Genomic DNA, 12157 nt, shown 5'->3' on the forward strand with positions numbered 1-12157 from the left:
GTGTCCGTTCAAAATTATTTGGGATAGCCGGCGCGTTTCATTTCGCGCTCGGTGGTGGACTGGGCTTCGAGCAGCGCCTGGTCAACCGTCATGCCGCCGGTGAGCGCCGCCGAGAACAGCTTGCCTACGGAGGTGCCGATGGCCTGGAATTCAGGGATGGTCACGTACTGAATGCCCACGTAGGGCACCGGTTTGGCCGAAGGGTGCGCGGGGTCCGCGTGTTTCATCATTTCCAGCGTCACCTGGGCAAACGGTGCGGCCTTCAAATACGCCTCGCTATAAGTGGACTGACGGGTGCCCGGCGGTACGTTGGTGATGCCCTCTTTATCGGCGACCAATTGGATGTAGTCCTTGGAGGTTGCCCAGCTGATAAAGGCTTTGGCGGCGTCCTTATGCTTGGACGTGGCCGGGATTGCCAGGGACCAGGCATAAAGCCAGGAGGAGCCCTTGTCGGTGACTTCGGTTGGGGCGGCGGCAAAGCCTACGTCATCAGCTACCTTGCTCTGGCTCTTGTCGGTGGTGAAAGAGCCGGCGACGCTGGCATCCACCCAGATCGCGCATTTGCCGCTGTTGAACAGCGCCAGGGTTTCGTTGAAACCGTTGCTGGAGACGCCCGGCGGGCCATAGTTTTTCAGGGTATTGACGTAATAGTTGGCGGCTGCCGTCCACTCAGGGCTGGTCAATTCGGGCGTCCACTGTTCGTCGAACCAGCGCGCGCCAAAGGCGTTGGCCATGGTGCTGAGCAGTGCGATGTTCTCACCCCAGCCGGCCTTGCCGCGCAAGCACATGCCGTATTGGCCTTTATCTTTTGCGGTGAGCTTGGCAGCGAACTCACCGAGCTGGGTCCAGGTCGGGTGCGCGGGCATACTCAGGCCGGCTTGCTTGAACAGATCGGTGCGGTAGTAAGTGACCGTGCTTTCGCCGTAGAACGGCAGGGCATACAGGGTGTTGTTGACCGACAGGCCCTGGCGCACCGAAGGGAAGATATCGTCAGCGTCATAGTCAGCCGGCAATTGGGTCAGCGGTTCCAGCCAGTGTTTGGCGCCCCACAGCGGCGTTTCGTAGGTGCCGATTGTCAGCACATCGAATTGCCCGCCCTGGGTGGCGATATCGGTGGTGAGGCGCTGGCGCAATACGTTTTCTTCCAGCACCACCCAATTGAGCTTAATGTCCGGGTGCTGCTCCTCGAACACCTTGGACAGGCGCTGCATGCGGATCATGTCGCTGTTGTTGACCGTGGCGATCGTGACGGTGTCGGCGGCGTAGCTGGGCATGGCCAGCGCCAGGCCGGTCAGCAGGAACAGCGCTTGCGGGAGCTTGGCTTTGCAGGTCGGGAGCATGGCGGTTTCCACCTGTTGTTTTTGTTGTTGAGCGTCGATTACAGCAGCTTGGCCAAGCCCTCACAAACGAATGGCGAATGCACAGCTGATACTTTTTTAACCCAGGCTCCAGGATCAAAAAAGTATCAGTGCCAGGCGAAACCGGGGGTAGCGTATTGAATGCCTGTGCGCGTATTTTGAGGCGACTCAACAACTAAAAGAGGCATCACCATGCCCGTCAGTCGCGCCGAGCTGTTCGAGCACCGCCCCGCCGAACTGGAAGTCATCCTGCCCGAGCCGGACCACTGTTTCCGCTGGTTCGAACATGACTACCCGTATGACCTGGCACGCTGGAACCACCACCCCGAGTTCGAAATCCACCTGATCCGCCAAGGCAGCGGCAAGTTGGTGGCGGGCGACTATATCGGCGCGTTCGGTGCCGGGCATGTCGCGCTGATCGGCCCGGACCTGCCCCACGACTGGATCGGTGACCTGGCCCCCGGCGAATACCTGACCGGCCGCGACGTGGTGCTGCAGTTCGACGGCGCCGCCCTCCTCGCCCTGCGCAAGACCCTGCCGGAACTCGGCGACCTGCAGCCGCTGTTCGAACAGGCCCGGCGCGGCCTGCAATTCAGCGGTGACACCGCCGTGCAGGCGGCACGCCTGATGGAAAACATCGGCAACGCCCATGGCCTGCAACGCTTGATCCTGTTCCTGCAACTGCTCGACACCCTCAAAAACGCCGCGCCACCGCACGTGCAGGCGCTGGCCAGCCCCTGCTATGCCCCCACCCTGGACGCACGCAGCGCCGAGCGCATCAATAAGGCTTTCGATTACCTGATGCGCGAGCTGACCGGCGACTTGCGCCTGTCGGTCATCGCGCGACAGCTGGAGATGAGCGAACCGGGCTTCTCGCGTTTCTTCAAACGCAACACCGGCCACGGCTTTATCGAGCTGATGCGCAAGTTCCGCGTGCAGCGCGCCTGCCGGCTGTTGCTGCAAAGCGAGATGTCAGTGGCGGATATTTGTTTCGAAGTGGGCTACGCCAACCTGTCCAACTTCAACCGGCACTTTCGGATCGAAATGAACCAGACCCCGAGTGAGTATCGGCGGGAAACCGCGATGCATCTGTTCAACCGCATCGCCGATCAGCCATTGCCCTACACCATCGGCCATTGAGCCAACGCCCGTTGCGCCAGGCGAGCGACTTCAAGGTCAACGTCTGCACGCTGGCGCTCTCCATCCTCAAGGAACCAAGCTGCGGACAGACCTGCATGGGCCAATACCCATTGCAACAGGCGTGGGCGTGCGAGGTTGGCAGCCTGGGCAATCACCGCGACCTGCCGATTAAAACGCACCGGATCGTGGCAGGTCGGCAAATCCGGGTTGCAGATCAGGTTGGCATAATCATAACCACGCTCGCCGATGACGTGCTTTGGATCAATCGCCAGCCAACCCCGAGCACCGAAGTCGAGAATATTGTCGTGATGGATATCACCGTGCAGCACCACGATGTCCTGTGGCGCCGCCAGCAGTGCATGCGCCATCGCTGCGCAGTCGCGCAACACACCGCCTTTGTCAGCAGCGGCCTTCCACAATGACTGGAACCAGGTTTGCATGGACAGTAACCCTTGCGGTGGCGATGGCCGTGGCGCATGCAGCCGGGCAACCGTGGCGCAGGCGATCCGGCTGGCTTGATCATCCTGCCCATTGAGGGCCATGCACATCAAGGAACCCGGGCCGGTGGCTCGCTCCATCAACAACGCCACGTCGTCATGGGCATACACCTGGGCGGCACACTCGCCCGCCCACCAGCTCATCAACTGCCCACCGAGCTGCTCTTCTGAGGTGTGAGCAATTTTCAACATCGCCGGCCGGCCTTGCCAACGCACGGGCAACAGGTGACTGCCGGGCGTCACGACGGGGTCGCCATCAACCTTCAGGTTCCAGGATTGCAAATAGCGCTCGAACATGTGAGTGGATCCTCGTAGTGGCCTGCAAAAATGACACCCAGTCATTTTTGATCAAAAGGTCGACTAATTGCGCTTTTTTTCATTTTATTCAAGCCATTGAGCAAAGTTGGTACAGCCTGTGCAAACGTTTGCGGAACGAACTTGGCTGCCAAGTTCACCGTTACCCGAGGTATCGGGTTCAAACCGCGTACGAATAGGGACTTTCAATGCACCCCACCTCAAGGCGTCCTGCTTCCTTTGGTGTTTCCTTGCTACTGGCTGCCGTTACGGGAGTACTCAGCGCCCCCATTTTGGCGCAGGAAAAACCCGCTGATGACTCAGCACAGGGCGAAACCCTCAGCCCTGAGACCAAGAGCCCCGACGCCAGCCCCGCGAAAAAAGGCGTGTATCTGTCGGAATGGTTCAACCAGGACCTGACACTGATCGGCAGCAAAGACATCAGCTTCGGCCCCAAGCCGCAGGATGACGTCTATCTGGAGTACGAGTACTTCGGTCGCAAGGGCCCGTTCGAGTTGTACGGCTATATCGACGTGCCGAAGATTCTCGGCATCGGTAACAGTAATGACAAAGGCGCGTGGGACCATGGCTCGCCGGTATTCATGGAGCACGAGCCGCGCATCTCCATCGACTACCTGGCCGGTCGCAGCCTGGCCATCGGGCCGTTCAAGGAATGGTATGTGGCGTTTGACTGGATCTACGACCACGGCAGCAATAAGTCCAACCGCGCCAACACCCTGTACAGCGGTCTCGGCACCGACATCGACACGCACTCGCGGGTCAACCTGTCGGCCAACTTCTATGGGCGCTACCAATGGGAAAACTATGGCGCGAGCAATGAATATTCGTGGGACGGCTACCGTGCACAAATGAAGTACATCGTGCCTATCAGCAGTTTCGATAACGGTGCGTCGCTGACCTACATCGGCTTCACCAACTACGATTTCGGCTCGGACCTGCACAAGGACAACCCGGCGCGCACCGCCAACTCGTTGGTGGCGACCAACGTGCTGCTGTATTCGTTTACCCACCTGCGCTTTACCCTGGTTGGCCGTTACTTTCACAACGGCGGCAACTGGGAGGACGGCAGCGAGCTGAACTTCGGCGAAGGCAACTTCCGCGCCCGCTCGGATGGCTGGGGCTACTACGCCGGTGTCGGCTACCAATTCTGATAAAGGAGCATTAGATGAAAGCGTTTACCCGTCTCTCGATGGCCGTTGGCCTGGCCCTGCTGCCTCACGTGGTGCTGGCGGCTGCCCCCGCGCCGATCAAACCCAAAGTGATGCTGATCACCATGTTCGCCCCCGAGGCGCAGACCTGGATCGACCGCCTGGAACTCAAGCAGGAAGTACGCGTGCCGGGCCTGTCGGCTGAATACCCGGTGATTCGCTGCAACACCCAGGATGTATGCCTGCTGGTGACCGGCATGGGCCAGACCAACGCCGCCGCGTCGACCCTGGCCTTGGCCTTGTCGCCCAAGTTCGACCTGCGCCAGAGCTATTTCCTGATCGCCGGGATTGCCGGTATCAGCCCCAAACACGGCACCATCGGCACGGCTGCCTGGGCTCATTACCTGGTGGAATTCGGCACCCAATGGGAACTGGACTCGCGGGATGCGCCCAAGGATTGGCCAACCGGTTACATCGGCATCAACACAAAAGGCCCCAACGAAAAACCGCCACTGGACTACAAGACCGAAGTCTTTGAGCTGAACCCCAAGCTACAAGCCAAGGCGTATGACTTGTCGCACAAGGTTGAGCTGACGGAAAGCAAGGAATCCAGCGCCTGGCGCAAACACTACCCTGCCGCCCCGGCCAACCAGCCGCCGCAAGTCACCCGCTGTGACACGCTGGCAGGCAACACCTGGTTCTCCGGCACACGCCTGAGCGAGCGCGCCGAAGTCTGGACCAAGTTGCTCACCGACAACAAAGGCGAGTACTGCACCACCCAGCAGGAAGACAACTCCACCTATGAAGCCCTGCTGCGCGCCAGCCGCGAAGGCCTGGTGGATATCCAGCGCCTGGCCGTGGTGCGTGCAGGTTCCGATTTCGACCGGCCGTACCCTGGCTACAGCGAAGTCGACAACCTGCTGAAATACGCCGACCAGGGTGGGTTTGTTCCGGCACTGGAGAACCTGTACCGCACGGGCAACCCGCTGGTACAGGCGATTCTGAAGAACTGGTCAGCCTGGGAAAAAGGCGTTCCCGACGCCCAGTAGAGATCAAACTGTGGGAGCGGGCTTGCTCGCGAATGCGGTGTTTCAGTCAACCTTTCTGTGACTGACCTACCGCCTTCGCGAGCAAGCCCGCTCCCACATTTTTTGACCGCGCTAAAATCGTTATGCCGCCGGATGGGCCACATTCAGTGCCTTATCGACCAACAGTTGCACACCCTCCAGCATTCGACAGATACCCAGCGCGACATTGCGTTGAGCCCCGTCGATTTCAAACGCCAGATGGTTGGCAATCTCACAGAGGGACGCCAAATCCTGGGAAGCATTGACCAGCAAGGTTTCAGTGCCCAGATCGGCGCGCACGGTGAAGAGCCCTTCGGTGGGTTCGGGGATTGGCTTGCCGGGATTGAGGTAGTGGTTGATCGCGCGGTTGGCCACTTCGTGCAGGGTGCTGGTATCGAAGTCTTGCTGGCCTGGGGGGTTTGGGCTGTCTTTAATCATGGTGGAACTCCTGGTAGTGGAGCTGCCATCACTCGCGGTCAAACAAAGTGGGGTGGCAGCTGAACGCGGGTTGACCGACCGGAACCAGGGATCCGGCATACCCGAAGGTATCCCGCGCACAGCTGCCGCGACACGATACATCAAGCGTAGAAAAAACGCCTGATATAGGTCTTGGGTGCTGTAGCGCACTGGTTTAGTCGGACGGTCAAATCCGATCGCTGAACGGTCAGCGACGGCAGTGAGGTTAGTCAGCGCCCTTCCGAGCGACAACCTGAAATCTCTGTGGGAAAGGTCCGAGCGACCAAGGTTTCTGATGCCCAGTGAAGATCAAACTGTGGGAGCGGGCTTGCCCGCGATGACGGCCTGTCAGTCAGAGAGATGTTGACTGACACACCGCTATCACAGGCAAGCCAGCTCCCACATTTTTTATCCGTGTTAAGGCAGAAAGATGATCTTGTCAGCACCGCCCTGGTTCACTTCCTCGTAACACTGCACACCATCCGCCAGCGCCACTTCGCGCAACCCAGTCGGCAGTGGCAGTAGCCCTTCATCAAAGAAGCGCCCGAATTGCTCCAGCATCACGGCGCACTGCTCGCAGTTGTAGAGCAACGAATTGATGCCCACCACCGAGCCGCCTTTGCGATACAAGGCCAATGCCGGGAGTTGCACGTGCCCATCAATCGGCGCGGCGATGATTGCGATGCGCCCGAATGGGGCCAACCCTGCGACAGCGGCCGGCAGCCAGAAACCGGTCGTGTCGAAGATCACATCGGCGCCGCCCTTGAACACGGCGTTCACCTGCGCACCCAACGTTTCCGGCTGGCCCAGTGCGATCGCGTCAACCCCTTGCGCCTGCAACGCCGCAACCTGATCGGGTTTGCGCACCGCCGCCAACACCTGGGCACCACGAATCTTCGCCAGGGCCAGCGCCGCACTGCCTACGGCACCATTGGCACCCATCACTAACAAACGCGTGCCCTTCGCGACACCGCTACGTTCCAGGGCATCCCAAGCGGTGGTGTAGGGCACGCCAAGGCTGGCGGCCTGAGCAAAACTCAGGTGAGCAGGCTTGTGCGCCACGCCCTTGGCGGACACGGTGAGGTATTGGGCGTGGGAGCCGTCGGCGAAAAAACCGAGGTCACGGCCGGTGCCCCACACGTCCTGCCCCACCAACGCTGGCGGGCCTTGCACCACAACACCGGCGAAGTCTCGCCCGGGAATACGCGGCAGCGTGGTGTAGGGAAAGCGGCCCAGCACGTTTTTAACATCGCTGGGGTTCAGGCCCGCAGCCTTGATCTGTACCAGCACTTCATCGGCAGCCGGTACCGGGGTGGCGACGTCGACGAAACTCAGGGCGGCGAGGTCGCCAGTGGCGGAAAATTGCAGAGCTTTCATGGCCAACATCCATCGAAGGGAAGTGAATAATCAGGACAACCAACCACTCACCAGTTGCCGCCCCACGGGCCACAGCTTCTCGCCCAGTAACATGCCCATCAGACCGACCAGAGCGATGGCAGGCGGCGCGGGCGAGCGGAAGTCAAGGGCACCGTAGATCACGCCGACAAACAGGCCAATGGCGAGGGAAATCAGGTAATTCATTTGGGCGACGCCTGGTGGGTTGATGGGCTCAGTGTAGTGAGCCCGTCGCCGAGGCATCGGCCAAGTGCTTCAGGATTTCGGCCAACCCCTCAATCGATGTAGTGCGATGGCGCCACACCGAGTTCGCGCCGAAACATGTCACTGAAGCTGCTGGGCGAATAACCTAAAGACCGGGCAATGCCGCTGACCGACTGGCCCTGGATCAGCTCCGCCACCGCCGTGGCCAGTTGCACCTGACGACGCCACTCGGCAAAGCCCATGCCGAGGTTATGCTGGAACAGCCGCGCCAGCGTACGCACGCTGGCACCGGCCGTCTCGGCGTGTTGCTCAAAGGGGATCTCCAGGGAAGGCGCCGCCATCACCGCCTGGCACGCGCTGATCAGCCGGCGGTCCGCCGCCACCGGCATGGCGATGCGGATTTGCGAGCGGCGCGCACGTTGCAGTTCCAACAGGGCCAGGCCAACCACGGCGTCGTAATACGCCGAATCGCCGGTATCGCCATGATCGACCAAGGTGACGATCAGCTCGCGCAGCAGCCCACCGACTTCAATCACCTGCACCTGGCTGTCCAGCGTCGCCGCCAATGCCGGGCGCAAGTAGATATTACGCATCTGTAAATCGGAGACCACGCGAATCCCGTGCTCCACCCCTGGCGGCAGCCACACCGCACGTTGCGGCGGGACGACCAGGGCTTCGCGCGGTGTTTCCACCCACATCACACCGCTCATGGCGTACAGCAACTGGCCCCAGTCATGGCTATGGGGCTCAACATACAACCCGCGCGGGTAGGTACGCGCCAAGGGTTGCACGGGGACGGCATGATCACTGAGGTCGGGGGGTGCGGCCAGAGCCATGAAGAGCGCATCGGTCAAGGGTGAACGGCCATGGTAATGACCGCCACCCGATAATCCGAGCGGATTTTTAGCCCTTTGCCGACTTGGTGCACTCGCAACCCGTCGACGAGGCGCACGGCTCGCCATGCGCATGGTGCTCGGCGCAGCCCTGGCAGCAGTAGCCCTTACCGTCTTTCATCACCGCCTCTTTGCCCAGTACGCATTTGCAATGTGGGCAAGCACAGGTTTTATCAGCCATGGTCAGACTCCTTTTTCATGGTCGTCCAGGTGCGGCGAGCGCTGCACCTTAAGCAGTGACTCTCGGCAAGACGCCAAGGTTCAGCGCCGTTAATCGGCCTGACGGGTATTGCTGCGGTACATGAACACCAGCGCCAGGGCCAGACAGAGCATCGCCACGATGCGACTGCCCGACAGTTCGATGGCCGGGTTACCGAGCCAGCCGAAGTTGTCGATCAGCATGCCCATGCCCAATTGCCCGACGATCACCGCCACCGTTGCCACTGCCGTGCCAACGATGGGCACCGCGCCGACCATCACCATCATGTACACCACGCCGAAGAGCGCGCCGGTCAGTTGCCACTTCGGCACATCCAGCAGGCTGACAGCCTGCGCGGGCTCGAAGAAAAAAATCAACAACGCGGTGCTGAGTGCTCCGACTGCAAAAGTCAGCAAGCTGCTACGCAACACACCCACCGTCTGGCCCAGGCGACCATTGATCGCCGCCTGCACACTCAGCACCGCACCGGCGGCAATCACCAGTACCAATAACAGAATCAGATTCATCGCCTTACCCTCGTGCAATCAGAACAAGTGCCGCCACAATCAACGCCAGGGCAATCCAGCGCTCGCCATTGACCCGCTTGCGCGCAGTACCAAACCAGCCGAAATGGTCGATCAACACACTCTTGCCCACCTGCCCCGACAGGATCGCGATCATCGTCATGGCGATACCGATGTGCGGTGTGGCGAGTGTCAGCACCACCACGTACATCGGCCCGAGGAACCCGCCGATCAACTGCCAGCGCGGCAAATCGGTGAGGGCCGGGCCCTTTTGCGGGCCGCTGAACAGCAGCAGCAAAAACAGGATGGCGGTGCCGACGCCAAAGATGCTCAACGTCGCCCACAAATGCCCGACCTGCACACCCAATGGGCCGAGCAAACCGGCCTCCACCGACAGGCCCATGCCCGCCAGAATCACCAACGGCAACAACAGCAGCCGTAGAAGGTTCTTTTTCGGCCTGGCCTGCGCCACGCCCTCGATCGAACTTGCCTGCATAGATCACCTGCACTACTGGAAAGGAAACATGGCGCGCATTATCCGGTGGCCGTCCTGTGCGATAAATGGGAGCATGCGGATAACACCTTTGCGCAAAGCGCACAGCTCGGAGGCACGATGCAGGGTTTAAATGAGTTGAGTTTCAAAGCGTTACGTCTGTTCGTCGCCGTGCTGGACCACGGCAGCTTCTCCGAAGTAGCACGCCGCGAGAGCCTGGCGCCCTCCTCGATCTCGCGGCAGATCCAGCTGATGGAACAGGCACTCGGCCAACAATTGCTCTACCGGCATACCCGCGCGGTCAGCCCCACGGAGGCCGGGCGCCTGCTCGGGCATCACGCACGCGTGATGCTGGAACAACTGGAAGCGGCCGCCCAGGCGCTGCAGGAACAGGAAAGCGAACCCAGCGGCCTGGTGCGGATCAATGCGCCGATGGTGTTCGGCCAGCGTCACCTTTCACCCTGGTTGGGCGAGTTGTGCCGGCGCTACCCCAAGTTGCAACTGGATATCCAGCAAACCGACACCTACGTCGACCCGCTGCAAGATGGCACCGACCTGCTGTTTCGCATCGGCGTGCTCAATGACTCGGGCATGCAGGCGCGCATCTTCGCGCCCCAGCGCTTTCGTATCGCCGCCAGCCCCGCTTACCTGGCACGCCATGGCACACCGCGCCACCCCGATGAACTGGTCAATCACCAGTGCCTGACCTACAAAGGCATCACCGGCCAGCAACGCTGGTTCTTCCGCCGCGGCCAGGGCGACTGGACGCCGTACAGCGTTAAAGGCCCCATCACCGGCAACCACGCCGATACCCTTACCCACGCGGCAGAGCAAGGCCTTGGGCTGGTGGTGTTTCCGTCCTGGTTGATTGGCGAAGGGTTGCGCGCAGGCACCTTGCAGGCGGTGCTGACGGAGTACGAGGTGGCGACCACGCTGGAACCGCAGCAGATTGCCGCGTTGTGGCCGGGCAGTCGGCGGCTGTCACTGAAGGTACGCACGGTGATTGATTATTTTGTGGAGTGCTTTGGGACTGTGCCCTACTGGGATCGGTGAGCTCTCTCAGTTCACGGGTTGCTGCTGCGCGCCCCTGTCCTGCTCTCGAGTGGCGGTCCTGGTTTTGGTCGCCTCAAACCGCGCACGTTTGGATCAAAACAACCACTGCCCAATCAACCACGCATTCGCCCCACTGATCACCGCAAACAGAAACCACGCCAGTAACCGCGTGGGCAGTCGGTTTACGAACGGCCCCATCAGTTGCTTGTCGTCGGTCATGCGGATCAGTGGATAGAGCGCAAACGGCAACTGCAGGCTGAGGACCACCTGGCTCAGAATCAGCAGCTTGCCGATGGCATCGTCGCCCATCAGCCAGACCCCGAGAAACGCCGGAATCAGTGCCAGCCCACGAGTAATCAGACGGCGCTGCCAGCACGGAATGCGCAGGTTGAGGTAACCCTCCATGATCACTTGCCCGGCGATGGTGCCGGTAAAGGTCGAACTCTGCCCCGAAGCCAGCAAGGCGATGCCGAACAGGATGCTGGCGAACGCACCGCCCACCAACGGATCAAGCAGGTGGTAGGCGTCCTGGATTTCGACTACTTCGGTGTGACCCGTTTTGTAAAACGCAGCCGCCGCCAGCACCAGGATCGCAGCGTTTACCAGCAACGCCAGCGCCAGGGAGCCGATGGTGTCGATACGCGCCAGCTTGACCGCGTCCTGTTTGCTGGCGAGGTCTTTGCCAATCAGGCGAGTCTGCACAATGGAGGTGTGCAGGTAGAGGTTATGCGGCATCACCGTGGCGCCGAGAATGCCGATGGCCAGGTACAACGGCGCCGCATCGCTGATGGCCGACAATGACGGGGTGAAGCCACTGAGTACGTCCGGCCAATACGGCTTGATCAGCACCAGCTCGATAAAGAAGCACACGCCGATGGTCGCCACCAGGGCCAGCATGATCGCTTCAAGGCGGCGAAAGCCTCGGTTCTGCAGAGCCAGGATCAATAGCGTGTCAAAGGCGGTGATAACGATACCGGTGGTCAGCGACACACCGAGCAGCAAGTGAAATGCCAGGGCGCAGCCGAGCACTTCGGCAAGGTCGGTGGCGATGATGGAGATTTCCGCCAGCACCCACTGCGTGCGCGAGGAGCGCTTGCTATAGCGCTCGCGGCACAGTTGCGCCAAGTCTTTGCCGGTGGCGATGCCCAGGCGCGAGCACAGGCATTGCACCGCCATTCCGGCCAGGCTGGCCAGCAGCACTACAAATAGCAGGCTGTAGCCGTAACGTGAACCGGCTTCGATGGCCGTGGCCCAGTTGCCCGGGTCCATGTAGCCAATGGAGATCAGCAGGCCGGGGCCGGCGAACATCAGCGCCCGTTTGAAAAACGACGCCGTAGGGTCAACGACAACGGAGCCGGCCACTTCCGGCGGGCAGAACGGGGCGGTAGCGATTTTCGGCAGGCTGAATTTCACGC

The 12157-nt window shown here is 60.8% G+C and carries 14 protein-coding genes; 4 read left to right on the forward strand and 10 right to left on the reverse strand.

Annotated elements, in window-relative coordinates:
- Positions 1 to 14: 14 nt before the first annotated feature.
- Positions 15 to 1274 (reverse strand): ABC transporter substrate-binding protein, encoded by a 1260-nt coding sequence (locus ACDZ94_RS19500; protein WP_407016816.1) that lies wholly within the window; start codon positions 1272 to 1274, stop codon positions 15 to 17.
- A 276-nt stretch (positions 1275 to 1550) separates the two neighbouring features.
- Between ACDZ94_RS19500 and ACDZ94_RS19505 the strand changes: the two genes are divergently transcribed.
- The gene (locus ACDZ94_RS19505) at positions 1551 to 2498 is read left to right on the forward strand and encodes an AraC family transcriptional regulator (protein WP_432750624.1); all 948 of its coding nucleotides are present in this window, start codon (positions 1551 to 1553) and stop codon (positions 2496 to 2498) included.
- On the opposite strand, the gene ACDZ94_RS19510 is transcribed toward ACDZ94_RS19505, so the two are convergent.
- Positions 2480 to 3292 carry an aminoglycoside phosphotransferase family protein gene (locus tag ACDZ94_RS19510; RefSeq protein WP_432750625.1) on the reverse strand — a complete coding sequence of 271 codons (813 nt, stop codon included), beginning with the start codon at positions 3290 to 3292 and terminating at the stop codon, positions 2480 to 2482. The two genes, ACDZ94_RS19505 and ACDZ94_RS19510, sit on opposite strands and share 19 nt — an antisense overlap.
- A gap of 206 nt (positions 3293 to 3498) precedes the next feature.
- Between ACDZ94_RS19510 and ACDZ94_RS19515 the strand changes: the two genes are divergently transcribed.
- Together ACDZ94_RS19515 and ACDZ94_RS19520 are read left to right on the forward strand one after the other, a co-directional pair.
- On the forward strand, positions 3499 to 4461 hold the full coding sequence (locus ACDZ94_RS19515) for a nucleoside-specific channel-forming protein Tsx (protein WP_064452773.1): 963 nt from the start codon (positions 3499 to 3501) through the stop codon (positions 4459 to 4461).
- 14 nt (positions 4462 to 4475) lie between these two features.
- Entirely contained in the window at positions 4476 to 5507 is a 1032-nt protein-coding gene (locus ACDZ94_RS19520) for a purine-nucleoside phosphorylase (protein WP_432750626.1), read from the forward strand.
- Positions 5508 to 5627: 120 nt separating this feature from the next.
- On the opposite strand, the gene ACDZ94_RS19525 is transcribed toward ACDZ94_RS19520, so the two are convergent.
- From ACDZ94_RS19525 to ACDZ94_RS19555, 7 genes are all read right to left on the reverse strand, one after another.
- Entirely contained in the window at positions 5628 to 5963 is a 336-nt protein-coding gene (locus ACDZ94_RS19525; RefSeq protein WP_432750627.1) for a DUF6124 family protein, read from the reverse strand.
- 435 nt (positions 5964 to 6398) lie between these two features.
- Complete coding sequence (locus tag ACDZ94_RS19530; RefSeq protein ID WP_221294986.1) at positions 6399 to 7358, reverse strand: quinone oxidoreductase family protein; 960 nt, start codon at positions 7356 to 7358, stop codon at positions 6399 to 6401.
- Between the two features lie 30 nt (positions 7359 to 7388).
- A complete protein-coding gene (locus ACDZ94_RS19535; RefSeq protein ID WP_082895909.1) occupies positions 7389 to 7562 on the reverse strand; it encodes a DUF1427 family protein in 174 nt (57 codons plus the stop codon).
- A gap of 89 nt (positions 7563 to 7651) precedes the next feature.
- Positions 7652 to 8416 carry an AraC family transcriptional regulator gene (locus tag ACDZ94_RS19540; protein WP_407016817.1) on the reverse strand — a complete coding sequence of 255 codons (765 nt, stop codon included), beginning with the start codon at positions 8414 to 8416 and terminating at the stop codon, positions 7652 to 7654.
- Between the two features lie 67 nt (positions 8417 to 8483).
- Complete coding sequence (locus ACDZ94_RS19545) at positions 8484 to 8654, reverse strand: metallothionein (protein ID WP_064452778.1); 171 nt, start codon at positions 8652 to 8654, stop codon at positions 8484 to 8486.
- An 89-nt stretch (positions 8655 to 8743) separates the two neighbouring features.
- Positions 8744 to 9199 carry a DMT family transporter gene (locus tag ACDZ94_RS19550; RefSeq protein WP_053256633.1) on the reverse strand — a complete coding sequence of 152 codons (456 nt, stop codon included), beginning with the start codon at positions 9197 to 9199 and terminating at the stop codon, positions 8744 to 8746.
- Between the two features lie 4 nt (positions 9200 to 9203).
- A complete protein-coding gene (locus ACDZ94_RS19555) occupies positions 9204 to 9692 on the reverse strand; it encodes a DMT family transporter (RefSeq protein ID WP_056859391.1) in 489 nt (162 codons plus the stop codon).
- Between the two features lie 117 nt (positions 9693 to 9809).
- On the opposite strand from ACDZ94_RS19555, the gene ACDZ94_RS19560 reads away from it, so the two are divergent.
- Positions 9810 to 10742, forward strand: coding sequence for a LysR family transcriptional regulator (locus ACDZ94_RS19560; protein WP_432750628.1), 933 nt, complete (start codon positions 9810 to 9812; stop codon positions 10740 to 10742).
- A gap of 93 nt (positions 10743 to 10835) precedes the next feature.
- Here the strand turns inward: ACDZ94_RS19560 and ACDZ94_RS19565 are convergent, their stop codons facing one another.
- Positions 10836 to 12155, reverse strand: a complete 1320-nt coding sequence (locus ACDZ94_RS19565) for an Nramp family divalent metal transporter (protein ID WP_064452780.1) — start codon at positions 12153 to 12155, stop codon at positions 10836 to 10838.
- Between the last annotated feature and the right edge of the window lie 2 nt (positions 12156 to 12157).

The sequence above is a fragment of the Pseudomonas sp. UBT genome (genome assembly GCF_050915955.1).
Classification (GTDB): Bacteria; Pseudomonadota; Gammaproteobacteria; order Pseudomonadales; family Pseudomonadaceae; genus Aquipseudomonas; species Aquipseudomonas antarctica_A.